Origin of the sequence: Agrobacterium sp. M50-1 (genome assembly GCF_049843495.1) — a bacterium.
Taxonomy (GTDB): domain Bacteria; phylum Pseudomonadota; class Alphaproteobacteria; order Rhizobiales; family Rhizobiaceae; genus Agrobacterium; species Agrobacterium radiobacter.
This window is the reverse complement of record NZ_JBBHZH010000005.1, coordinates 254,396-277,197: the sequence shown is the minus strand read 5'-3', so window position 1 is coordinate 277,197 and position 22,802 is coordinate 254,396. Positions and strand designations below refer to the sequence as shown.

General features: G+C 59.1%; 21 protein-coding genes. 9 read left to right on the top strand and 12 right to left on the bottom strand.

All coding sequences use genetic code 11. The features are described 5' to 3' along the window. Positions 1–90: 90 nt before the first annotated feature. From mutS to sppA, 9 genes are all read right to left on the bottom strand, one after another. The gene (gene mutS, locus WDZ78_RS14685) at positions 91–2,742 is read right to left on the bottom strand and encodes a DNA mismatch repair protein MutS (protein WP_425673482.1); all 2,652 of its coding nucleotides are present in this window, start codon (positions 2,740–2,742) and stop codon (positions 91–93) included. A 191-nt stretch (positions 2,743–2,933) separates the two neighbouring features. Continuing rightward, positions 2,934–3,815: a GNAT family N-acetyltransferase gene (locus WDZ78_RS14680; RefSeq protein WP_425673481.1), complete on the bottom strand. Its 882-nt coding sequence runs from the start codon at positions 3,813–3,815 to the stop codon at positions 2,934–2,936. 94 nt (positions 3,816–3,909) lie between these two features. Beyond that, positions 3,910–6,150, bottom strand: a complete 2,241-nt coding sequence (locus WDZ78_RS14675) for an ATP-binding response regulator (RefSeq protein WP_425673426.1) — start codon at positions 6,148–6,150, stop codon at positions 3,910–3,912. Between the two features lie 55 nt (positions 6,151–6,205). After that, complete coding sequence (lspA, locus tag WDZ78_RS14670) at positions 6,206–6,694, bottom strand: signal peptidase II (RefSeq protein ID WP_003503773.1); 489 nt, start codon at positions 6,692–6,694, stop codon at positions 6,206–6,208. Beyond that, positions 6,694–7,554, bottom strand: a complete 861-nt coding sequence (locus WDZ78_RS14665; protein ID WP_425673425.1) for a TrmH family RNA methyltransferase — start codon at positions 7,552–7,554, stop codon at positions 6,694–6,696. The genes lspA and WDZ78_RS14665 overlap by 1 nt, the downstream gene beginning before the upstream one ends. After that, positions 7,551–8,684 carry a class I SAM-dependent rRNA methyltransferase gene (locus tag WDZ78_RS14660; protein ID WP_026363800.1) on the bottom strand — a complete coding sequence of 378 codons (1,134 nt, stop codon included), beginning with the start codon at positions 8,682–8,684 and terminating at the stop codon, positions 7,551–7,553. The genes WDZ78_RS14665 and WDZ78_RS14660 overlap by 4 nt, the downstream gene beginning before the upstream one ends. Before the next feature lie 92 nt (positions 8,685–8,776). After that, positions 8,777–9,118 carry a LapA family protein gene (locus WDZ78_RS14655; RefSeq protein ID WP_020011065.1) on the bottom strand — a complete coding sequence of 114 codons (342 nt, stop codon included), beginning with the start codon at positions 9,116–9,118 and terminating at the stop codon, positions 8,777–8,779. A gap of 65 nt (positions 9,119–9,183) precedes the next feature. Beyond that, a complete protein-coding gene (locus WDZ78_RS14650) occupies positions 9,184–9,510 on the bottom strand; it encodes an integration host factor subunit beta (protein WP_219256707.1) in 327 nt (108 codons plus the stop codon). A gap of 2 nt (positions 9,511–9,512) precedes the next feature. Then, positions 9,513–10,466, bottom strand: a complete 954-nt coding sequence (gene sppA, locus WDZ78_RS14645; protein ID WP_425673424.1) for a signal peptide peptidase SppA — start codon at positions 10,464–10,466, stop codon at positions 9,513–9,515. Between the two features lie 235 nt (positions 10,467–10,701). Here sppA and lptC point away from each other — a divergent pair, with 235 nt between their 5' ends. The 6 genes from lptC (at position 10,702) to ptsN (ending at position 15,930) form a co-directional block, all read left to right on the top strand. After that, a complete protein-coding gene (gene lptC, locus WDZ78_RS14640; RefSeq protein WP_425673423.1) occupies positions 10,702–11,367 on the top strand; it encodes an LPS export ABC transporter periplasmic protein LptC in 666 nt (221 codons plus the stop codon). A 13-nt stretch (positions 11,368–11,380) separates the two neighbouring features. Continuing rightward, positions 11,381–11,944: an LptA/OstA family protein gene (locus WDZ78_RS14635; protein ID WP_003503784.1), complete on the top strand. Its 564-nt coding sequence runs from the start codon at positions 11,381–11,383 to the stop codon at positions 11,942–11,944. A gap of 9 nt (positions 11,945–11,953) precedes the next feature. After that, positions 11,954–12,763 carry an LPS export ABC transporter ATP-binding protein gene (gene lptB, locus WDZ78_RS14630; RefSeq protein WP_425673422.1) on the top strand — a complete coding sequence of 270 codons (810 nt, stop codon included), beginning with the start codon at positions 11,954–11,956 and terminating at the stop codon, positions 12,761–12,763. A gap of 266 nt (positions 12,764–13,029) precedes the next feature. Further along, positions 13,030–14,580: an RNA polymerase factor sigma-54 gene (rpoN, locus tag WDZ78_RS14625; protein ID WP_026363802.1), complete on the top strand. Its 1,551-nt coding sequence runs from the start codon at positions 13,030–13,032 to the stop codon at positions 14,578–14,580. A 233-nt stretch (positions 14,581–14,813) separates the two neighbouring features. Then, positions 14,814–15,386 (top strand): ribosome hibernation-promoting factor, HPF/YfiA family, encoded by a 573-nt coding sequence (gene hpf, locus WDZ78_RS14620; RefSeq protein WP_026363803.1) that lies wholly within the window; start codon positions 14,814–14,816, stop codon positions 15,384–15,386. Between the two features lie 82 nt (positions 15,387–15,468). Further along, a complete protein-coding gene (gene ptsN, locus WDZ78_RS14615; protein WP_003503792.1) occupies positions 15,469–15,930 on the top strand; it encodes a PTS IIA-like nitrogen regulatory protein PtsN in 462 nt (153 codons plus the stop codon). A gap of 79 nt (positions 15,931–16,009) precedes the next feature. Here ptsN and grpE read toward each other — a convergent pair whose 3' ends face one another. Both grpE and hrcA read right to left on the bottom strand, forming a co-directional pair. Beyond that, entirely contained in the window at positions 16,010–16,645 is a 636-nt protein-coding gene (gene grpE / locus WDZ78_RS14610) for a nucleotide exchange factor GrpE (protein WP_020011071.1), read from the bottom strand. A 114-nt stretch (positions 16,646–16,759) separates the two neighbouring features. Continuing rightward, positions 16,760–17,851 (bottom strand): heat-inducible transcriptional repressor HrcA, encoded by a 1,092-nt coding sequence (hrcA, locus tag WDZ78_RS14605; RefSeq protein ID WP_003503796.1) that lies wholly within the window; start codon positions 17,849–17,851, stop codon positions 16,760–16,762. A gap of 135 nt (positions 17,852–17,986) precedes the next feature. Between hrcA and rph the strand changes: the two genes are divergently transcribed. Genes rph through hemW form a run of 3 tightly spaced genes read left to right on the top strand, consistent with a single transcriptional unit; the run spans position 17,987 to position 20,570 of the window. After that, positions 17,987–18,703, top strand: a complete 717-nt coding sequence (gene rph / locus WDZ78_RS14600) for a ribonuclease PH (protein ID WP_003503798.1) — start codon at positions 17,987–17,989, stop codon at positions 18,701–18,703. Positions 18,704–18,720: 17 nt separating this feature from the next. After that, the gene (gene rdgB, locus WDZ78_RS14595; RefSeq protein WP_003503799.1) at positions 18,721–19,365 is read left to right on the top strand and encodes an RdgB/HAM1 family non-canonical purine NTP pyrophosphatase; all 645 of its coding nucleotides are present in this window, start codon (positions 18,721–18,723) and stop codon (positions 19,363–19,365) included. 5 nt (positions 19,366–19,370) lie between these two features. After that, entirely contained in the window at positions 19,371–20,570 is a 1,200-nt protein-coding gene (hemW, locus tag WDZ78_RS14590; RefSeq protein WP_003503800.1) for a radical SAM family heme chaperone HemW, read from the top strand. Between the two features lie 70 nt (positions 20,571–20,640). Here hemW and dnaA read toward each other — a convergent pair whose 3' ends face one another. Beyond that, positions 20,641–22,104 carry a chromosomal replication initiator protein DnaA gene (gene dnaA / locus WDZ78_RS14585; protein ID WP_026363804.1) on the bottom strand — a complete coding sequence of 488 codons (1,464 nt, stop codon included), beginning with the start codon at positions 22,102–22,104 and terminating at the stop codon, positions 20,641–20,643. Positions 22,105–22,802 lie beyond the last annotated feature (698 nt).

The window sequence follows — 22,802 nt, the reverse complement described above, 5'->3', positions numbered from 1 at the left end:
CGGTATCCATGTCCTGTGGGAAATCCCACCACTTGCGATGGGAGTGTCCTATAGCGAGTTTTAAAGGCGATGGACAGGCAATCTATCCCTTCAAGCCTTGCCAAGTTCTTTCTTCAACGCATAGAGCGCGTCCAATGCCTCACGCGGCGTCATTTCGTCGGGGTTGAAGCCTTTCAGAGCCTCCTCCAGCTTCGATGATCCGGCCTTGCGTGTTTCCTCGCGGCGAACCGCTATCTGGAATAGCGGCAGATCGTCGATCAACTGGCTGGCCGGGTTCTTGCGGTCGGCATCTTCGAGCTTCGTCAGCACCTCGCGGGCGCGCTCCACCACCGATGCGGGTAGGCCCGCAAGCCGCGCCACCTGAATGCCATAGGAACGATCCGCAGCGCCAGGCCCGACTTCGTGCAGGAAGATGACGTCACCTTCCCACTCCTTCACCCGCATCGTGGCATTGGAAAGGCGGCCGAGTTTTTCTGACAGCACCGTCAGCTCATGGAAATGGGTGGCGAAGAGACCACGGCAGCGATTGACCTCGTGGAGATGCTCGACCGCCGCCCAGGCTATGGAAAGACCGTCGAAGGTCGCCGTGCCGCGGCCGATCTCATCGAGAATGACCAGCGAGCGATCCGTCGCCTGATTGAGGATGGCTGCCGTTTCCACCATCTCCACCATGAAGGTCGAGCGGCCGCGCGCCAGATCGTCGGACGCACCGACGCGGGAAAACAGCCGGTCGACGACGCCGATATGGGCGGCTTCCGCCGGCACGAAGGAACCGATCTGCGCAAGGATGGCGATCAGCGCGTTCTGGCGCAGGAAGGTCGATTTACCGCCCATGTTCGGGCCCGTCAGCAGCCAGATCGCACCATTCTTGCCGCCGTTCACAGCCGACAGGTCGCAATTATTGGCGATGAAGGGTCCTGCCGACTGCCGCCGCAGCGCCTGTTCCACCACCGGATGACGCCCGCCCCGGATCGCAAAGGTCATGGAGGCGTCGACGATCGGCCTGCAATAGGCCTGTTCGGTCGCCAAATACGCGAGGCTCGAGGCGACGTCGATGACGGCGAGGGCGACTGCACCGGCCTTGATCGCTTCCGCCTGCTGCACCACGGCCTCAACCATACGCGCGAAGGCTTCCAGCTCCATGGTCAATGCCTGCGCTGCGGCATTGGCGATGCGGCTTTCAAGATCGGCAAGCTCTGTTGTGGTGAAGCGCATGGCGCCTGCCATGGTCTGACGGTGGATGAAGCGCGCCTTGGCCTCATCCGTCGCCATCATCACATCGGCGTTGCCCGCCGTCACCTCGATGAAATAGCCCAGCACATTGTTGTGCTTGATCTTCAGCGATTTGATGCCGGTCTCGTCGGCATATCTCAGTTGCAGCCCGGCGATCACACGGCGCGACTGGTCGCGCAGCGCCCGTACCTCATCGAGTTCGGGATTGGCGCCTTCGCGCAGGAAACCGCCATCGCGCTTCAGAAGCGGCAGATCGTCAGCCAGCATCGAGCCGAGCATCGCCTCAAGAGCGCCCGGCAGGGCTTGCAAATCCTTGAGAGCCATCGCCAGCTCATCCGGCAGCAGCCCATCATCAAGAATGGCTGCAATTTTTTCGGCCGAAACCAGTCCCTGCCGGATAGCGCCGAGATCGCGTGGGCCACCGCGTTCCAGCGCCAGACGTGAAAGTGCGCGTGGCATGTCCGCGACATGTTTCAAGGCGTCACGCAGGCCGTCGCATAGCGAGACGTCATCGATGAGATAAGCCACGGCATCGAGGCGGGCATTGATCTTTTCCGGGTCGGTCAAGGGCGACATCAGCCGCTCAGCCAGAAGCCGTGCACCGCCGCCCGTGACAGTGCGGTTCAAAGCATGCAGCAGCGATCCGTCCCTGTCGCCGGAGAGCGTCTTCACCAGTTCCAGATTGGCGCGGGTGGCTGGATCGATGAAAAGGGTCGAAGCGGCACTTTCACGCTCCGGTGCGCCGAGAGGCGGGCGCTCGGCGATCTGGGTCTTTTCGACATAGGCCACGGCGGCTGCGGCTGCGGCCATTTCCACGCGTGAAAACGTGCCGAAACCATCCAGCGTCGAAACGTTAAAATAACGGGCGATGCGCCCTTCCGCGGTCGCACTATCGAAGAGAATAGCCGGCTGCGGCAAGGCCACGCGGCCCAGCACATCGAAGACCGGTCGCAGTTCCTCGTCATGGAACAGGCTGTCGGCGACAATCAACTCCCGCGGATCAATGCGCCAGATATCGGCGAGAAGCCTCGTCAGCGTTGTTTCCGCCAGACGGAAGACGCCGGTGGAAATATCGATCCAGGCGAGCGCGAACTGCGCCTCGGCGCTGCCGCGAATGCGGGCGAGCGCCATCAGATAGTTGGATTCCGTCGGCGACAGCAGTTTTTCTTCGGTCAGCGTGCCGGGTGTGACAAGCCGCACCACATCACGCTTGACCACGGATTTCGATCCGCGCTTCTTCGCCTCGGCGGGGTCTTCCACCTGCTCGCAGACGGCGACGCGGTAACCGCGCAGGATGAGCTTCTGCAGGTAATCATCCGCCGCGTGGACGGGAACGCCGCACATGGGAATATCGTGCCCCATGTGCTGGCCGCGTTTCGTCAGCGTGATGCCGAGCGCGCGGGAAGCCTCGACCGCATCGTCAAAGAACAATTCGTAAAAATCGCCCATGCGGTAGAACAGCAGCGAACCGGGATTGTTCGCCTTGATCTCGATATATTGCTCCATCATCGGAGTGGCCGTCGCACGGCTCTCTTCCGAGATCAGGGAAGCGGTTGTCAGAACGTCCGTCAATGGCCTGCCGATGTCATATCGTGTTGCGGAAAAGGAGCGCCGACACTAGCGGCAATGCCCGCCCCTGCACAACACGCACCGAGCCGCTGCCCACAGGAACATCCCGAAAGGTCCCGATTATAAGCCGGTCAGCCGTTGATGCGCTCGGCCTCACCGCCATAATAGCTGATATAGCGGCCGGCGATGGACGATACCGGCAGAACCACGAGAACGTCCGTCGTGTTGAAGGCATGGTCCACAACCGCGCCGGAGCCGAACATGGCGCCAAGACGCATATAGCCCTTGATCAGCGGCGGCATGGCGTTCAGCGCCTTGCGGGCGTTCAGCGCTTCGGCCGGCACGAGGTCCATCTCATGGTAAAGCTCGGGAAGGGCGGAGGCCGCCCACTCGCCCTTGGCCACGCAATTATGATGCAGGAAGGACAAGGCAAGCGCATGGGCCTCCGGCTGCACGCCGGGGAAGGAAGCGCAGCCGATCATGGCATCCATGCGGTGTTTCACGGCATAGGCCCAGTTGCCCTGCCACAGCAGCTCGACCGTGCGCTTGGTGCGATACTCAGGCAGCACGCAGGAGCGGCCAAGCTCCATGAAACGCTTGCCCGGATGGCGTGCGACCAGTCCGGCGATATCGAATTCGCTGGCGGAATAGAACCCGTTATTGGCGAGCGCCGTTTCCTGCCGCAGCAGACGGTATGTGCCGACGATCTGGTCTTCGCTATCGCCTTCGATCGCCTTGTCGAGGACGAGCAGGTGATCGCAGACACTGTCCCAGGCGTCGATGTCGCGCTTGCGGCGCATCGCTTCGGCGGGAAGCCGCGCCTTCATTTCCTCGACGAAAACCCGGTAACGCACGGATTGCGCGGCATCGATCTCGCGCTCATTTCTGGCGAGCCGTGTTTCCAGCGTGCCTATACGACCGAAAAGACCCTCATTGTCCTGAGCGGTCTCAGGGCGAGGATGAACGACAACATTGCTTTCACAAATGTCGTGATTGAGGATTTCGGCAACCATGGGGAATCGCTCCGCCACCAAAGAATTTTCCTGTCATAAATCACTAATTGACGACAGAATAGTGACAAAATGTCACCAGCGCGAGTCTGTCAAGTTATGATGGCAACAGGCGTTTCGCCTCCAGCAGTCGGTGGATTTCCTCTACCAGCCGTCGCGGGTCGGCAGGCTTGGTCAAAACTGCGCCGGCGCCGGCCTGCAGCAGGATTTCGGCGGTCGCGTCGCTCGTATCTCCGCTGAGCACGATGACGGGAATATTTCTTTCCCCCTTCAGCGCATGGAGAAGGTCGGGAAGCACATCGAGCCCCTCGCCGCCCGGCATGTTGAGATCGGAGACGATGAGGTCAGGCAGACGGGACACGCCCGGCACCACCGATTGCCGCAACGCCTCAAAGTCCTCGACAGCACGGACGATATAGCCGCTTTTTTCCAGAACGGCGCGGACGATGCGCTGATTGACGGCATCGTCTTCGGCCACGAGTATCTCGATACCGCTCGCACCCTCCGCCACCCGCGAGGAAAATCCCACATCCGGGTGGTTGTCGTTGATCGCGTCCCGCCGCTCTATGCCGCGCAGACGGCCGCACAGGACATCGATCAGGGATTTTTCGCGCAGCGGCCGGATCAACCAGGCATCGAAGGAAACATGCATGGTCGACGGTCGTTCCTCCGGGCTGACCAGCAGCGTGCGGCGAACATTCTGTTGCGGCCAATCTTTCAGCGCGTCTCTGAACAGCGCCGAAATGCGTCGGTCAACGATGATATCGGTGAGATCGTCCGCCCGGATGGCAGACTCTTTCCGCAGTTTTTCAAGATCTTCAGGCTGATGGATGAGGATACATTGACCGCCGAAAGCCTCGATAGCCTCCATCGTCACCGCCGCCGCCACGCCCTTTGGCGCGATGAGCAGGACATTTGTATGACGCAGGCAATGAAGCCGCCCGGGATCCGCCATTTCGGCAGGTGCGCCGCCCGGCCGGAACGCCAGTTTGAAAGTGCTGCCCTTGCCCTTTCGGCTGGAAACCGTGAGACTGCCGCCGAATTCCCGCACGATACGGGCGGAAATCGCAAGTCCAAGACCAGTGCCGGCGCTTCGCTGCGACAGCGGGCCTGCCTGTTCGAATTCACCGAAAATACGGTCCTGCTCGGCCTGACTCATGCCCGGACCGGTGTCTTCGACAGTGATGTGCAATTCGTTATCGACCATCCGCGCCCGGATGGCGACGCCGCCTTCCCGCGTAAATTTGACGGCATTGCCGAGAAGGTTGAAGAGGACTTGACGCAGCCTTGCCGGATCGAAATCAAGATGATCGGGCACGTCAGGCGTAACGAAGGAGGTGATTTCTATGCCTTTTTCATGGGCCCGATGGGCCAGCATCTCAACGATGCTCTCGATCAGGCGCCGCAGGTTTTCCGCACGCGGATTGAGCCTGAAGCGCCCCGCTTCCATCGTCGAATAATCCAGCAGGTCCTCGACCAGCTGCACCAGCGACTGGCCGGACTGCCGCATGCCATCGAGATAATTGCGCTGCTCTTCGTTGAGTTTCGTCTGCGACAGAAGATGGTTCATCCCGAGCATGCCGGAAAGCGGCAGGCGGATTTCGTGGCTTACGGTGGCAAGCAGCCTCGCCTTTTCGGCATCGGCCTTTTCGGCCCGCAACCGGGCATCTTCCCGCTCACCGAGCGCAAGCCGCTCTTCGGTCACGTCTCTGGCGATACTGCTGATGAGAAGCCGGCTGCTTTCGAGATCTCGTGTCACGACATCATGCCAGGAAAAGATGCGTTGACCGAAAGGCGTCGCGATCTCCACGTCATAGGCATGGACCTTGTCACCCGGGCGGAAGGCAATGCCGATTTCCTCGCAGCTCAATCCTTCGGGGGCCGCACAGCCGGTCATTTCCCGAAAAACCCGGTTCGCCTCGACAATGCGCCGGTTCATGTCGCGGATAACGACGATATCGCCCATGAATTCCTGCATTTCGGCAATCAGCGAGCGGTTTTGCGTTTGTCGCAGCCGGAGATCGGAATCTGCGACCAGAGCCACGGGATGCCGGGAGGATTCGCCGAAGAGCGCGTAAAGCAGGACACCGACAAGCACGGCGCCAAAGAAAGTTGCCAGCGTAACAGTAACCGCATAGGGCACCGCAAGCGCGATCAGGGCTGCGGAAAAAGCCCCAACCGATAGCGAAACGGCGACATAGAGCGCAATCGATCTGGCATCGGTCGCATGTTCTTCATCCGCATGGCGCGTTGTCTTTTCGACACGCTCTTCCGGCTGCGCCGCCGTGGCGGCCAGGCCATCTGAAACTTTCTGTCGAAGTCTTGCCAGTTCGCTCATAGGCAACCACTACCACGGCAGCGGTTTTGATATGTTTGGCTGAAACCCTAAAATTTTACTTTTTAGCCGCCCGGGCGTGCAAAAACTCGTCGAGAATGACGCAGGCTGCGCCGATGGTTATGAAACTGTCGGCCAGATTGAAAACCGCGAAGGACCATGTCTGCGTGTAGAACAGGATATAGTCGATGACGTGACCGTAGAAAAAGCGGTCGAGAAGATTGCCGGCAGCACCTGCGATGATGAATGCGAAACCGAGATGGGCAAAGGTGCGGTCCGCCGCCGTCTTGCGCCACAGCCACAGAACGAAGACCACGATGACGAGTCGCATGCTGACGATGAACCAGCCGTGCATGTCCTCCAGCATCGAAAAGGCCACGCCGAGATTGTAGGTGCGGTAAAGCGCCAGAAATGGAGCAACGGGAACCATCTCCTGCAGCGGCAGATAGGCTTCGACCAGCTGCTTGACAATCTGGTCCAGCACCAGTGCGGCAACGATCAGCGCAAAGGCCGGACCGAATTTCGAGAACAATGCCGCTTTGGCCATTACGTCACCGGTGCGAGTTCGAGGAGATGTCGCCGCGCCTCAAACAGCATGACGGCGGTTGCGATGGCGAGATTGAGGCTGTCGGCGCGGCCCTGCTGGGGAATGCGCGCCAGCTGGTCGGCCTTTCCGGCGAGTTCCGGCGGCAGGCCGGATTGTTCGTTGCCCATTAAAATCACGACCGGCTTGCCGGCATAATCGATTTTTCGATAATCAACCGAACCCGCCAGATGGGTGGCGACGACGCTGACCTGCGCCGATTTTTTCCAGGACAGGAATTCTTCGACCGAAGCGCGGGCAACGGGCGTTGCGAAGACCGAACCCATGGTGGCGCGCACCGTTTCCAGCGAAAACGGATCCGTGCAGTCGCCGACGAGAATGACGCCTGAAGCGCCCGCCGCATCCGCGGTGCGGATAATGGTGCCGAGATTGCCGGGATCACGCACCCGGTCGAGCGCGATATAGGTTTCGCCCTTTTCCGGGCGGATATCCTTCAGCGGCTTCCATTTCTGTTCGAAAATGCCGACGACCATCTGCGGATTGTCGCGGCGGGTGATCGAGGCGATGACCTTTTCGCTGACTTCGAGCACCAGCCCGCCCGTGGCGACCGTCTTCACCGCCGCCTGCTCCACCAGCGGCTTTCCCTTGGCGGCCTTGGCATAAACCAGCGTCTTGATCGTCCAGCCGAGCTCGAGCGCGTCGATGACCAGCTTCAGGCCTTCCGCCATGAAGGTGCCGGTCTCTTCCCTGCCCTTTTTCTGGGTGAGCGCCTTGATGTCCTTGATGATGGGGTTGGCAAGGCTGGTCACTTCCTTGACCTGGCCAACCCGGCGCGCGGTGTTTTCACGCATATCCTTTATCATTTCGGCTCCCAGCGGCTGAACAGCGATGTGGAAAGCACGCGGCCCGGCGTCTTGCCATCAAGCCCGGCTTCACGAATGACAAGCTCGCCGGACGCCACGACGCCACCGGCGCCACGCATGGTTTCGCGCATCAGCTCATGCATCGAATAGAAGCTCGCCCTGATCGAATAGGCCGTCAGCACAAGGCCGAGCGCCTTGGGCGAAAGGATTTCGCGGCAGATATCCAGCATCAGCGGCAGATGGTCGAACAATTGCCAGACCTCACCATGGGTGCCGCGGCCGAATTTCGGCGGGTCGGTGAGAATGATGTCATAGGTGCTGCCGCGACGCTCCTCACGCTGGATGAACTTCATGGCGTCTTCGCAAATCCAGCGGATCGGCGCCTGTTCGAGCCCGGCAAGCGCTTGGTTCTCCTTCGCCCAGCCAATCGCTTTCTTGGAGGCGTCGACATGGGTCACTTCCGCGCCCGCTGCCGCCGCAACCAGCGAGGCGACGCCGGTGTAACCGAAGAGGTTGAGCACTTTCAGCGGCCGGTCGGCGGTCTCAACGGCATGTTTCAGCCATTCCCAATGGACGATCTGTTCCGGGAAGACGCCGACGTGACGGAAGGCCGTGAAACGACCAAGAAAATCGACCCCGAGCAGGGAGAGAGGCCAGGTCTCACCGAGCGCTTCCTTCGGAAAGCGCCAGCGGCCCATGCCGTCCTCATCGGTATCACCGGTGAAAATGGCGTCGGCATTCTGCCATACACGATCGGGAACCGACGGTTGCCACAGGGCCTGCGCCTCGGGACGAACGACGCGGTAATCGCCATATTGTTCGAGCTTCAGGCCGTTGCCGCTGTCGATCAGGTGAAAATCGCCGGCGCCGCTCGATTCCAGAATGACCGGAACCTGTTCTGCGGGACGTTCGCCGGTGCGAGGCTTGAGCGGCCGCGCGGGCGCCTGCTCAACGGCTGTCGCGGCAGCGACCTTTTCCCTCGGCGCAGCTTTTGGCACGCTGCGGACTGCGTCCGGCTCGCGCTTTTTCGGTGCCACTTCCGCCCGTCGTGCCGGCTTTGCGGCATGAACCTGTTTTTTCTCGCTCCCGGCACGCGCACGATTGCCCGGCCGGCTGTCTTTTTTCTTCAATGGAAATCTTTCCGCTTCTGCCCGCGTCTTATCGCGCAGCAAATACCATTCCATTTGCCGCTCGCCTAGAGCCAGAACGAATGTCGGCTACATCACTTTGCCGGGAGCTGGCCGGCATTTGGAACATGGCTGGTGACAGCGGCTTTCTGCCGGTTCGCCTCGTCATGCCAGCGAACGGCCTCTTTTGCCTCGATACGGGCGCGCTTGCGGTGCTTGCCCTGCGCAAACCAGGTGGCCGCCGATCCCAGCAGCACGCCGAAAATGACCGCCAGGAACAGGAAGACAAAAAACGGCGCAGTGAAGGACAGAACGCCGTCTTCCGGCCGGAACGGATTGAGCGCCAGCGTCACGGCCTGGCGATTGGCCACGCACAGGATGACGAGGATGATCGCCAGCGGAAGCAGGATGATGAGATTGATGATTTTTTTCGACATCCGACAATACTCCATCGCAGCAGGCGTTCCACCGGCTCCTTTTCAGTCGCCAGGGGCAGGGACGATCAATCGTCCTCTTCGTCGCCCATACCGGGGTTCAGGCGCTCACGCAGCTCCTTGCCCGTCTTGAAGAAAGGCACCCATTTTTCCTCGACGAAAACCGACTCACCCGTGCGCGGGTTCCGGCCGGAACGCGAAGGACGGTTTTTGACCGAAAATGCGCCGAAACCACGAAGCTCAACACGATTTCCTGCCGCAAGGGCATCGGTGATTTCATCCAGCACCGCATTGACGATGTTTTCCACGTCACGGTGATAAAGGTGCGGGTTACGCGCAGCAACGATCTGCACCAGTTCAGACTTGATCACGGTTGCCCCCTGAAAGAATTGGATTTTTAACGCGGCTCAACCTGCCAAACGGAAACAAGACCGTCAAGAAACAACTTGTCCGCACCGAGCTGGCCGGGGCCTGCGAAGGGAATTAAATCGTCATATCCCAGAAACTTCGCTATTTGCGCAACACTGAAAAGCGAAAAAGGCGAACGGGACGACGGCGCGCGCCATTCGACGATCGGCAAATCCTTGGCAACACCGCGTGTTTCGAAATAGCTGCGAATTTCCTTTTCGCCGCCCAGCGTATCGACCAGCTTGTTGGCGAGCGCCTGTCTGCCGGTGAAAATCGATCCATCTGCCAGTTTCAGCACGTCTTCGCGCGGCAGCTTGCGGCGATCAGCCACAAGGTCGACAAACCAGCCATAGCTGTCCATCACCATGGCGCGGATCATCGACTTTGCCTCTTCCGGCGCCTCGTGGAACGGCGAAGGCTCCGCCTTCATCGGCGACGACTTGATTTCCTGCAACGAAACGCCGAGCTTTTCCATCAGCTGGCCAAGCTGGGGATACTGGAAGATCACGCCGATCGAGCCGGTGATTGAGGTTTCGCCGGCAACGATGACATCACCCGCGGACGCGATCATGTAACCTGCGGAAGCGGCAAGCGTGCGCACATCCGAGACAACCGGCTTCTTTTCCGCCACGCCTCGAATGGCCTTGAAGATGCGCTCACCGCCATAGGTGGTGCCGCCCGGCGAGGAAATCGACATGATCAACCCTTTGACATTGTCGCTCTTGGCGATCTTGTCGAGCCGCTCGAGAAGTTCGGTATTGTCGGTGATCAGGCCGGAGACCTCCACGCGGGCAATATGGGGCTTCGCGCTTTGCTGCGGTCCATCCCATAAAAACCGGTAAAGACCGAAAGCGCCGGCGACGAACAGGAGAACGGCGGCAATCCGCCAGAAAGTCAGCTTGCGGCGTAACCGCCTGCGATCCGCTATCGCCATATTGTCCATAGAAACCTCTGTCGTCCGCTTTTGTGCTTCAGGCCATATGGTTCTTCTAACGCGAAGCCGCAAGGAAACAATAAGGAAACCAGAATTACGATAAAATTCGCATTTCCCTTGCACCTCTCCAGACAAAAACCATATTGGCAGGACAAAGCACTTCATGCCAAAGACATTTAGATAGAGACACAAGCTTCGATTGTGCGCCAGAATGGCGCCGGGGAAGCATTCCGGACCCACTCTTATGCTCGAAAGACTCCGCGAACCCGCGCCAGCATTCTCGCTGCCCAATGACCAGAACGGTGCCTATGACACCGCGCTGAGGCATTCTGCGCGCGTGAAACGGCTGAAAATCATTCTGCCGCTTGGCGCAGCGATCGTTTCGCTCGCCTTCATCGCCGTCTCGGTTATCCGAACCTGGGCGCCCGATGAGGTCTCGCTGGAGAGCGCGCGAATTGAAGACGGCAAGATCGTGATGGAAAAACCTGCCGTTGCGGGCCGCAACGAGAAGGGGATCGATTATTCCATGAACGCCGACCGTGCGTTGCAGGACATCGCCAACCCCAATCTCATGATGCTTGAAAAAGTGCTGGCAGCCGTGCCGGTGAACGACAGCGTGGCGCAGGTTATCGCCCAGGAAGGCATTTTCGACCGGGCCACCAACAAGCTGAAGATGACCGCCCCTTTTGACATCAATCTCAGCAATGGCATACAAGCGAAGTTCCAGTCTGCGGATGTCGATCTGAAGGCCGGGAAAATGAGCAGCCAGGAGCCGGTTTCGATCAAAACAAACGACGGCTCGATTGTTGCGCAATCGATTGACATCGCCGATAATGGCAAGACAATTACATTTTCGGGGCAGGTACGGGCACGTATCGCTGCATCCAATATCAAGAATGAAGGCAAGTGAGAGCCCGGTCCAGATGATGCAAATTTCCCGTCCCGTTTCCCTTGGCAAATCCGCCGGCCTCGCAGCCGCAGGTCTTGTTTTTTCGTGTCTTGCAACTGTGGCTTTCGCCCAGAACACCACCAGCAACATGCAGGGCGTCAAGCTCTCCGGCGACCAGCCGATCGCGATTGAAAGCGATCAGCTCGAGATTCGCGATCAGGAGCGCAAGGCCTATTTCACCGGCAATGTGAAGGTGGTGCAGGGAACGACCACCCTTCAGGCCGGCAAGATGACGGTGAACTACAAGGGCGAGGGTTCATCGCTCACCAGCGGCGACGCCAATATCGAAAAAATCTTCGTCGACAATAATGTCTATCTGACGTCCGAGACCCAGAAGGCGACGGCCGATCACGGTGAGTTCGACATGGCGGCGCAGACCTTCATTCTCACGGGCAAGCAGGTCGTGCTGTCTGAGGGCACGAATGTCTTCACCGGCTGCAAGCTGACCGTCCTGATGAATACAGGACAGGCCAAGCTCGAAAGCTGCGGCGGCCCTGTTCGGATCATGCTTGATCCGAAGTCCCAGAAAAAACAGTAGTCTTTCCTCGTGAAGATACCCTCGATTTCAAAGATATTCGGCGGCGGGCGCAGCCGGTCCTCGGACGCGGCCTCCCCGGCCGACAAGACGCCGTATCAGGGCACGTTGATCGCGCATGGTCTGACGAAGACCTATAATACGCGCCGTGTCGTTAACGGCGTTTCACTGGTCGTGCGCCGTGGCGAGGCCGTGGGACTGCTCGGCCCGAACGGCGCCGGCAAAACCACCTGCTTTTACATGATCACGGGCCTGGTGCCTGTCGATACCGGCAAGATCGCCATCAACGGCAATGATGTCACCACCATGCCGATGTATCGTCGCGCCCGTCTCGGCGTCGGTTATCTGCCGCAGGAAGCCTCGATTTTCCGCGGCCTCACGGTCGAGGAAAATATCCGCGCCGTGCTGGAAGTGCATGAGCCGGACGCAGCCAAGCGCAACCACAAGCTCGATGAGCTGCTGGAAGAGTTTCACATCGCGCAGCTGCGCAAATCCCCTGCCGTGGCGCTTTCGGGCGGCGAGCGGCGGCGTCTGGAAATCGCGCGCGCTCTTGCGACCGACCCGACTTTCATGCTGCTCGATGAACCTTTCGCGGGCGTTGACCCGATTTCGGTCAGCGATATCCAGAATCTGGTGAGACACCTGACAGCGCGCGGCATCGGCGTTCTCGTGACCGACCACAACGTCCGTGAAACGCTCGGTCTCATCGACCGCGCCTACATCATCCATGCCGGCGAGGTTCTGACGCATGGGCGTCCGGATGATATTGTCAACAATCCGGATGTACGCCGTCTCTATCTCGGCAATAATTTTAGCCTTTGAACCCAGAGCGGGATAGCGAAAAGTGTGTGCGGTTTTCGCTTGAAATCCCGCTCTAATTATATGATCTAGATCATGATTTAAGATTTTAGGTCGTTTCGACCTAAAAATCATCGTGACCGGCGCGCGAAAGATTCTTCATCGCGCCCCGCCCTGACGCTTGACCAAACAAGATAAAAAAGCAATTTTTGGGCCAAGTTCCATCGCCTCCGCAAAATTTATGAAAACTGTGGCCATGGAGAAGCTGTAAGGGGAGTTTCGCGTCCGCCATGGCATTGTCTGCCAGCCTTTTGCTGCGTCAAAACCAGTCTCTTGTGATGACACCGCAGCTGATGCAGTCCATCCAGCTGCTTCAGATGACGCATTTCGAGCTGACGCAGTTCATCGCGCAGGAGGTGGAGCGCAATCCATTGCTGGAAATTGCGGCAAACGATGGCGATTTGAGCAGCGATACCCCGGTAGAGGCGGAGAGTTTCGGCGACGCGGACGGCGAAGGCTCGGAGAGATCCGCCACGGTGACATCAGACAGTGACGACTGGTATGGCGATCGCGCCGCAAATCTCGGCGAGCAACTGGATACCAGCTTCGAAAACGTCTTTCCCGACGATGCGGAGCCCAGAAAAGCCGACGCGCCCGAACTGGCCGGCCAATGGAAATCCATGCCCGGCCAGGAGTCCGGGGAAAGTTATGACCTCGATGATTTCGTCGCGGCCAGACAGAGCCTCGGCGACCATCTCAATCAGCAATTGCCGCTCGCCATATCAGCCGCCGAGGACCGGATGATCGCCGATGCACTGATCGGTCAGCTCGATGAGACCGGCTATATTGCGGCGGATGCCGTCGATGATGTCGCTGAACGACTGGGAGCGGCGCCGTCGGCGGTAGAGCACGTCCTGAAGACTCTCCAGGGCTTCGACCCACCGGGTATATTTTCCCGTTCCCTGAGCGAATGTCTGGCGATCCAGCTTGCCCAGAAGGATCGGCTTGATCCGGCCATGCGGGCTTTCGTCGATAATCTGGAACTTCTGGCGAAACGCGACTTCGCCTCTTTGAAAAAAATCTGCGGCGTCGATGAGGAAGACCTCCTCGACATGCTGGCGGAAATCCGCACGCTCAACCCTCGCCCCGGCGCAGGTTACGACTCGATGGTTTCGGAGACCATCGTTCCAGATATTATCGTTCGCCCCTCCTCCACCGGTGGCTGGCTGGTGGAAATCAATCCCGAGACCCTGCCGCGCGTGCTCATCAACCAGAGTTACTTTGCCGAGGTATCGAAACATAAGGCGCGTGCGGGCGAGGATCAGGATTTTCTGGCCGAATGTATGCAGACGGCCCATTGGCTGACCCGCAGCCTCGACCAGCGCGCCCGGACAATCATGAAAGTGGCGACGGAAATCGTTCGCCAGCAGGATGCCTTCCTCGTCAATGGTGTCGACCAACTGCGCCCGCTGAACCTCAAGACGGTGGCCGACGCCATCAAGATGCATGAATCCACCGTCAGCCGGGTGACATCCAAAAAATACATGCTGACGCCGCGCGGGCTGTTCGAACTGAAATATTTCTTCAGCGTCTCGATCAGCGCCGTTGAAGGCGGAGACAGCCATTCGGCGGAAGCGGTGCGTCACCGCATCAAGGCCATGATCGCGCAGGAGGCCGCCGAGGCGGTCCTTTCCGACGACGACATCGTCGACAATCTGAAAAAGAGCGGCATCGATATCGCCCGCCGCACAGTCGCCAAATATCGCGAGGCGATGAACATCCCCTCCTCCGTTCAGAGGCGCCGGGAAAAGAAGGCGCTGGCCAAGCTTTCCGCCTTCTGAGCAACGAGCCGTTCACGTTTGTGGCGGTTTTTTGCCGCACCATTGACTCTTGCCACGCCAGGGGCTAGAAGCCCGCCGCACACGTAAGCAAGGTCATTTGTAACGGATTCATCTCCACCGTCCATGGGCGTAAAATTCAAATGGAGGCTTTTTAAGGTCTTCGAAACGCTTGGATGCGCGCGCGGCTTGACGTAAGCTGGTACTCGCAAATCACTACAAAAAGGAAAATTTCCATGAGTGTGCGTGTATCTGGTAAACATATGGAGATCGGTGAATCTTTCCGTCAGCGGATTGAGGACAATATAGGTCTGGCAGTTACCAAATACTTCGATGGGGGGTATTCAGGCCAAGTGACCGTGGAGAAGTCGGGATCGCGTTTTGCCGCCGATTGCAAGCTGCATCTCGATACGGGCGTTGTATTGCATGCGGCGGGTCAGGCAAATGATCCGCAAGCCAGTTTCGACGCCGCCGCAGAGCGGATCGAAAAGCGCCTGCGTCGTTACAAGCGCAAGCTGAAGGACCATCACAATGGTTCGAATGGCGTGTCACAGGAAATCGCCTATACGGTGATGGATGCTATTCCCGATGAGGACCACGAGGTTCCCGAGGATTACGCACCCACCATTGTGGCGGAGAGTTCGAAACAGATTAAGACAATGTCAGTCGCCAGCGCCGTGATGGCGCTCGACATGACCGACGAACCGGTTCTGCTCTTCCGCAGCCCCGGCAAGGAATATCTCAACATCGTTTACCGGCGTCATGACGGCAATATTGGCTGGATCGACGCGGAAACGATCAAGAGCTGAACAGTCTGACAAGACGTGGGAGGCAGAGCGCGAAAATGCATCTGCCTCCTGCATCGTCTCGATGGCATGAAGGAAAAAGAGAATGGCGTTGGCAGATTTGCTGCAACAAGATGCGATTATTCCCGCCCTCAAGGTGAATTCCAAAAAGCAGTTGCTTCAGGAGCTGGCCGCAAAGGCAGCCAGAATTACCGGAGTCTCGGAACGGGAAGTTTTCGACGTCATCCTCCAGCGTGAGAAGCTCGGCTCCACCGGTGTGGGCCACGGCATTGCCATTCCGCATGGCAAGCTCAACAGCATTCATCAGATCACCGGCGTTTTCGCACGCCTTGAAACGCCGGTCGATTTCGAGGCGCTGGACGACCAGCCGGTCGATCTGGTTTTCCTGCTGCTCGCGCCCGAGGGCGCCGGCGCGGATCATCTGAAGGCTTTGTCCAGAATTGCACGCGCCCTGCGTGACCCTGAGCTGGTGGCCAAGCTGCGTGCGACCGATTCCGATACGGCAATCTACGCCTTCCTCAATCAGGAACAGGCAACGGCGGCTTGATCACAGGCCGCCCCTCAATTTAACGGCAATAAAAAACGCGCCCTGAAGGCGCGTTTTTTATGACGTAAGGACAAATGTCTTACGCGTCTTTTTCATTGAGAGACGAGGTGCCCGGCTCGGCAGACGCGGCGGTCTCCACCTTCGGGCCGCCCTTGGCGACACCGACCATGGCGGGGCGCAGCACGCGGTCGCCGATGGTGAAACCAGCCTGAACCACCTGCAGCACCGTATTGTTCGGAACCGCCGTATTCGGAATTTCGAACATGGCCTGATGGAAATTCGGGTCGAATTTCTGGCCCTCGGCATCGATCTTCTTCACGCCGTGGCGCTCCAGCGTCGACAGCATCGAACGTTCCGTCATCTCGACGCCTTCAATGAGGCCGTTGAGACCGGCTTCGCCATTGGTCTTGAGCTCATCGGGAATGGCTTCGAGCGCGCGGCGAAGATTATCGGAAACGGCGAGCATGTCGCGTGCGAAACCGGCCAGGGAATAGGCCTTGGCATCCTTGACATCGCGTTCGGTGCGACGGCGAAGATTGTCCATCTCGGCTGCAAGGCGCAGGAATTTATCGCGCAGATCGGCGTTCTCAGCCTTGAGCAGCTCGACCGGATCGGGTTCTGCCGTTTCGGCCTGTTCTTCACCTGCCAGGGCAGGATCGACAAACTCTTCCGCGACGTCCGCGTCAGGTCCGGGCTTTTTTGTATCGTCGGTCATGACGTTCTCCAGATTTGAATATTGTTGGTTGCGCCCGATATCGAGCTTTGACGGGCAAAAATCAAGGCTTGCGGCGAAAAGCTCGCCGCATTCTCTGACCTTTGCGGGCTTGTCCTATCTTTGCTTGCGGGAAAGGCGCGCCATGATCTGTGCGGTATAATCCACCATCGGCACGATACGGGCATAATTCAGCCTGGTGGGGCCGATAACGCCGACCGCACCCACCACACGGTTGTCCTCATCGCGATAGGGCGCGACGATCAGAGAAGAACCGGAGAGCGAAAACAGCTTGTTTTCAGAGCCGATGAAAATCCTGACCCCGGAACCGCTTTCCGCAAGGTTGAGAATTTCGATAAGGTTTTCCTTGCGCTCGAGATCGTCGAACAGCAGGCGTACCCGATCGATATCCTCTTCACCGGCGAGACCCTCCAGCAGGTTGGAGCGTCCGCGAACGATGAGGCGGCCAAGCTTGCCCTCCTCATTGTCCCCCGCCCAGACGGCCAGACCGCGCTCGATGAGATCCTGCGCCAGCGTACCGAGTTCCGATTGCAGTTCCGCCTGCTGCTTCTGGAACTGTGTCCGCAATTCCTGCAGCGTCTGGCCGGACAGATGGGCATTGATGAAATTTGCCGCCTCGATCAATTGCGATGACGAAATGCCGGCGGGCAACTCAATGATGCGGTTTTCCACCTGATTGTGATCGCCGACTAGAACTGCGAGCGCCTTGGTGGGCTCCAGCCGGATGAATTCCACATGTTTGAGGATGACGTCATTCTTGGCCGTCAGCACGAGGCCGGCGCCGCGCGACATGCCTGACAGCATGCGGCTTGCCTCCGTCAGCAGCCCTTCCAGCGATTGCTCGTGGCCGGCGACCGGGCCAATCTGCCGGTCGATGTTTGCCCGCTCCTCCGCCGGCAGATCACCCACCTGCATGAAGGCGTCGACGAAGAAACGCAGCCCCGTCTGGGTGGGCAAACGCCCGGCGCTGATATGCGGCGAATAGATGAGGCCCAGTTCCTCAAGATCGCTCATGACATTGCGGACGGAAGCGGGTGAAAGCGACATCGGCAACAGCCGCGACAGGCTGCGGGATCCGAGCGGCTCGCCCGTATCGAGATAACCTTCGACGATGCGCCGGAAAATTTCCCGAGACCGTTCATCCAGCAATGATGCCTGATCTTTTGATAGCGGTGCGGAAAAACCCATTTCGTCCGTTCTTTGTCGTTCAAACCAGCTCGCATCAATATAATGCGTTGCAACGCCGCGGCAAAATGGAAATTGGCTTTGCAAAAGCCCGGGGCGCACCTTAGAAGGCAGGAACCAACATGGAGAGTGGATCATATGCGGCCTTCAGGCAGAAAAACCGACCAGATGCGCAAGGTTTCCTTCGAGCGCAATTTCTCGAAACATGCCGAAGGTTCCTGTCTGGTAAAATTCGGCGACACGCATGTGCTTGTCACCGCAAGCCTGGAAGAAAAGACGCCGCCATGGCTGCGCAACAGCGGCAAGGGCTGGGTCACCGCCGAATATGGCATGCTGCCGCGCTCCACCCATGAGCGCATGAAGCGCGAAGCCGCCTCCGGCAAGCAGGGCGGCCGCACGCAGGAAATCCAGCGCCTTATCGGCCGCTCGCTGCGCGCCGTCGTTGACCTGCAGGCGCTCGGCGAACGCCAGATCAGTATCGACTGCGACGTCATTCAGGCCGATGGCGGCACTCGCACCGCCTCCATCACCGGCGCATGGATTGCGCTCCACGATTGCCTGAAGTGGATGGAAACCCGCAACATGATCAAGGTCGAGAAGGTTCTGAAGGACCATATCGCGGCGATCTCCTGCGGTATCTTCGCCAACCAGCCGGTGATCGATCTCGATTATCTCGAGGATTCCTCCGCCGAGACCGATGCAAATTTCGTCATCACCGGTTCCGGCGGCATCGTCGAGGTTCAGGGAACGGCGGAAGGCGCGCCCTTCTCCGAGGAAGAATTCCTGACGTTGCTAGGTCTTGCCAAGGCCGGATGCAGCGAACTGGTCGCCCTTCAGAAACAGGCTATCGCCTGAGCCGACAGGAAAACGTGATGCGCAAGCTCGATACCAGAACGATCGTCGTCGCCAGCCACAACAAGGGCAAGATCGCCGAAATCGCCGATCTGATCGGGCCTTTCGGCTTTTCCGCCAAATCGGCGGCGGAGCTGAATTTCTCAGAACCGGACGAGACGGGCACCACCTTCGAGGAAAATGCCGCCATCAAGGCGCTTGCCTCCGCAAAGGCATCCGGTCTTCCGGCCTTGTCCGACGATTCCGGTCTGGTCATCGACGCGCTTGACGGTGCGCCTGGCGTCTATACCGCCAATTGGGCGGAGACGGCCGACGGCACCCGCGACTTCGCCATGGCCATGCAGAAGGTCGAGGATGCGCTTGCCGAGCGTGGCGCATCGAAGCTGGAAGACCGCACCGGCCGCTTTGTCAGCGTGCTGTGCCTTGCCTGGCCGGACGGGCATGTCGAATATTTCCGTGGCGAGGTGGAGGGCGCTGTCGTTTGGCCGCCACGCGGAACGAGCGGCTTCGGTTATGATCCCATCTTTAAGCCCGAAGGTTATGACACTACATTCGGCGAGATGAGCTCGGATGAAAAACACGGCTGGAAACATGGCGACGCCTTTGCACTGTCGCACCGCGCCCGCGCCTTCAAGAAATTCGTAGAAACCTGCCTGGAGGCATGAACCCGATGGTCGGGGAGCATCAACTTTCTGCCCCCGGCGCATCGCTTCTGCCGGATACGGGCGATCCCGGTTTCGGGATCTATCTGCATTGGCCCTTCTGCGCGGCCAAATGTCCCTATTGCGATTTCAACAGCCATGTCCGCCACCGGCCGGTGGATCAGGAACGGTTTACTGCTGCCTTTCTCCGTGAAATGGAACATATGCGCACGCTGAGCGGCCCGCGCGTTGTGACCAGCATCTTCATGGGCGGCGGCACGCCGTCCCTGATGGACCCGCAGACGGTCGCAGCGCTTCTCGATGGCGTCGCACGCTTCTGGCATGTGCCCGATGGTATCGAGATCACCATGGAGGCCAATCCTTCCAGCGTCGAGGCGGAACGTTTTCGCGGTTATCGCGCGGCGGGCGTCAATCGCGTCTCGCTCGGCGTGCAGGCGCTCAACGACCGCGACCTGAAGTTCCTCGGCCGCCTGCATGATGTTGCCGATGCCCTGAAAGCCATTCGCCTGGCGCGCGAGATTTTTCCGCGCATGTCCTTCGATCTCATCTATGCCCGCCCGAACCAGACGGTGGCCGAATGGGACGCGGAGCTGAAGGAGGCTGTCTCCTACGCGGTCGACCATCTGTCGCTCTACCAGCTGACCATTGAGGAAGGTACGCCTTTCTACGGCCTGCACAAGGCCGGCAAGCTCATCGTGCCTGACGGCGAGCATTCGGCTGTGCTTTATGAGGCGACCCAGGAAATCACCGAGCGTTACGGCATGCCGGCCTATGAGGTTTCCAACCACGCACGGCCCGGCGCCGAAAGCCGCCACAACCTCACCTACTGGCGTTATGGTGATTATGCCGGCATTGGCCCAGGCGCGCATGGACGCCTGACGAGGGGCGCTTCCAAGCTCGCAACCGCGACCGAACGCCACCCGGAAAACTGGCTCGAAACCGTGGAGCGGGAAGGCCACGGCATGGTCGATCAGGAACTGCTCGGCGTCGACGAACAGGCAGACGAATTGCTGCTGATGGGCCTTCGCCTGCGCGAGGGCATTGATCTCGCCCGCTGGAGCGACCTTTCCGGCCGCGATCTCGACCCGGAGAAGGAAGAGTTCCTGCTACAGCATGGTTTCGTGGAAAGGCTCGGCAATTCCCGCCTGCGCTGCACACCATCAGGCATGCTTATTCTGGATGCCGTGGTAGCCGATCTCGCCTGCTGACGCCAGCGTCAATCCGACTTTAACCCATAAACAAGAAGACAATAAAAAAGCGGCCCGAGGGCCGCTTCTTTTATGCGTTGTTTTCGTTGATCAGGCGCTTCAGCAGCTCAACCTCATGGCCAAGCTTGGTGTCGCCGGAGATCAGCTCCTCGATTTTGCGCACGGCATGCAGAACCGTGGTGTGATCGCGACCGCCGAAACGGCGACCGATCTCGGGGAAAGAACGCGGCGTCAGCATCTTGGCCAGATACATGGCGATCTGGCGCGGCTTGACGATGACGCGGGTGCGACGGTTGGACACCAGCTCCTGCCGCGACACATTATAGTGCTTGGCGACGATGCGCTGAATATCCTCGATGCGCACGCGCTTGGCCTCACCCGTCCCGACGAGATGTGACAGCAGTTCATCGACACGGTCGACCGAGAGGTTCGGCTCGAAAGAGCGACGGAACATCAGCTGGTTGAAGGCGCCTTCCAGTTCGCGTCCGCTCGCCGTCACGCTCTTGGCCACATGGGTCAGGATCTCATCCGAAATCTCGAAAGACGGATCGTCCTGGCGCGCCGAGCCGAGGCGGCGGTTGAGCATTTCGTAGCGCATGTCGTAATCGGGACCTTCGATCTCGATGGCCATGCCGCCCTGAAGACGGGAACGGACACGCGGATCAAGCGATTCCAGCTCCCATGGCGCACGGTCAGCCGCGACAACGACCTGCTTGGCGCTGTCGAGCAGCATGTTCAGCAGGTGGCAGAATTCATGCTGGATCATCTTGCCCTGCAGGAACTGCATGTCATCGATGACGAGCAGGTCGATATTGCGCAGCGTGTCCTTCAGCGTCAGCGCATCATTGTCGCGGATCGCGGTCGCAAAACGCCACATGAAATATTCGGCCGTCAGATAGACCACGCGCGGATTGCGCGGGCTGTCGATGGCGGCATTGGCGATTGCCTGCAGAAGATGCGTCTTGCCGAGACCAACACCCGCATGGATGAACAGCGGGTTGAAGCGCACAGCGCCGGCGCCGGCTTCGGCGATCGTCTTTGCCGCCGCAAGCGCGACGCGGTTGGACGAGCCTTCAACAAAGGTGTCGAAGGTGAAACGTGTGTCGAGCGGCGAGCCGAACAACGGCCCGGAACCGCCCTGACGCAAGGTCGCCTGCGAAGCCGCGGGCTGCGCGGCGGGCGTCGTTGCGGGCTGAGACGGAATAAAGGACTTGTTCCGCGGAGCCGCACCAACCTCCGCAGCGGGCTGCGCCCTCTCCTCGGTCTGAGCCGGACGGACCGGGCGGCTGGCCGAGCGGACGAGAATCTCCACCTTCAGCACATCCGGATCCTCGCTCTGGACGAGGTTGGTGATCAGGTCCATGTAACGGTTGTTGATCCAGGACTTCAGAAAGGTCGTCGGAACGGTAAAACGGACGACGCTTTTCGAAACGGTATGGAGTTTGAGCCGCGCGAACCAGCTTGCATAGACCTCCGGACCAACCTGTGCCTTGAGCCGCGCGCTAAAACGTTCAAACAGCGCATCGTGCGTCATTGCCGATTTGTCCCCTGCCGCATCTGAGCAAGCTGCATCACGCGTCTTTGGTGCGCGGTCCCCATCAGCCACCGCACCCATCGCCAAATTCAATTGCATATTGCCGCCTTTCAAATTGCCAATCATAGCCTGACGATCAAAGATCGACCGCCAGGGATCCCCCTCGTTTATTTCTGCCCCCAAGCGTTCCCCTCGAAAGAACGCCAAAGGCGACTACTTGTTTGCGAGCCGGTTATCCCATTTCCCTCCCCCTCATGGAGAGGCCTGCGACACGCTAAAAACGCTCCTTTCGTTACAACCTTAAGGCGCATTCTTGAGGACAAAAAACCCCCGCCCGTTCCGGAGACCGAAACGGCACAAAAAGCTCCATGACCTGAAAAAACGGACCTCGAAAGACCCGTCAGCAAGAAGGTGAATATCGTCGATACGATCATCGAGATAATTTGTGGACTGAGATCCGCACCCCTTGTTGAAATGCATTTAGGCAGGATCGTGGGGAGAGATCAATGGCGTTTTTTCTGCAAAAACTCAGATCGGCCATTGACTCGCAAAGGCCGTTTTGCATCATCGACAGGGTGCGAAGCAGAATCGCTTATGAATCAATGAGATTCAATTTTGGCAATTTTTGAGAGCTGATTTTGGCAAAAAAATAAAAATCTTCTTGACTCAAAACTAGCCGCGACTTCCGTAGAGAAAGC

What these genes read in the sequence shown, in the direction of transcription:
- mutS (WP_425673482.1), bottom strand. Translation starts at nt 2,742, where the DNA reads ATGATGGAGCAATATATCGAGATCAAGGCGAACAATCCCGGTTCGCTG.
- WDZ78_RS14680 (WP_425673481.1), bottom strand. Translation starts at nt 3,815, where the DNA reads ATGGTTGCCGAAATCCTCAATCACGACATTTGTGAAAGCAATGTTGTC.
- WDZ78_RS14675 (WP_425673426.1), bottom strand. Translation starts at nt 6,150, where the DNA reads ATGAGCGAACTGGCAAGACTTCGACAGAAAGTTTCAGATGGCCTGGCC.
- lspA (WP_003503773.1), bottom strand. Translation starts at nt 6,694, where the DNA reads ATGGCCAAAGCGGCATTGTTCTCGAAATTCGGTCCGGCCTTTGCGCTG.
- WDZ78_RS14665 (WP_425673425.1), bottom strand. Translation starts at nt 7,554, where the DNA reads ATGATAAAGGATATGCGTGAAAACACCGCGCGCCGGGTTGGCCAGGTC.
- WDZ78_RS14655 (WP_020011065.1), bottom strand. Translation starts at nt 9,118, where the DNA reads ATGTCGAAAAAAATCATCAATCTCATCATCCTGCTTCCGCTGGCGATC.
- sppA (WP_425673424.1), bottom strand. Translation starts at nt 10,466, where the DNA reads ATGGACAATATGGCGATAGCGGATCGCAGGCGGTTACGCCGCAAGCTG.
- lptC (WP_425673423.1), top strand. Translation starts at nt 10,702, where the DNA reads ATGCTCGAAAGACTCCGCGAACCCGCGCCAGCATTCTCGCTGCCCAAT.
- WDZ78_RS14635 (WP_003503784.1), top strand. Translation starts at nt 11,381, where the DNA reads ATGATGCAAATTTCCCGTCCCGTTTCCCTTGGCAAATCCGCCGGCCTC.
- rpoN (WP_026363802.1), top strand. Translation starts at nt 13,030, where the DNA reads ATGGCATTGTCTGCCAGCCTTTTGCTGCGTCAAAACCAGTCTCTTGTG.
- hpf (WP_026363803.1), top strand. Translation starts at nt 14,814, where the DNA reads ATGAGTGTGCGTGTATCTGGTAAACATATGGAGATCGGTGAATCTTTC.
- ptsN (WP_003503792.1), top strand. Translation starts at nt 15,469, where the DNA reads ATGGCGTTGGCAGATTTGCTGCAACAAGATGCGATTATTCCCGCCCTC.
- grpE (WP_020011071.1), bottom strand. Translation starts at nt 16,645, where the DNA reads ATGACCGACGATACAAAAAAGCCCGGACCTGACGCGGACGTCGCGGAA.
- hrcA (WP_003503796.1), bottom strand. Translation starts at nt 17,851, where the DNA reads ATGGGTTTTTCCGCACCGCTATCAAAAGATCAGGCATCATTGCTGGAT.
- rph (WP_003503798.1), top strand. Translation starts at nt 17,987, where the DNA reads ATGCGGCCTTCAGGCAGAAAAACCGACCAGATGCGCAAGGTTTCCTTC.
- rdgB (WP_003503799.1), top strand. Translation starts at nt 18,721, where the DNA reads ATGCGCAAGCTCGATACCAGAACGATCGTCGTCGCCAGCCACAACAAG.
- hemW (WP_003503800.1), top strand. Translation starts at nt 19,371, where the DNA reads ATGGTCGGGGAGCATCAACTTTCTGCCCCCGGCGCATCGCTTCTGCCG.
- dnaA (WP_026363804.1), bottom strand. Translation starts at nt 22,104, where the DNA reads ATGACGCACGATGCGCTGTTTGAACGTTTTAGCGCGCGGCTCAAGGCA.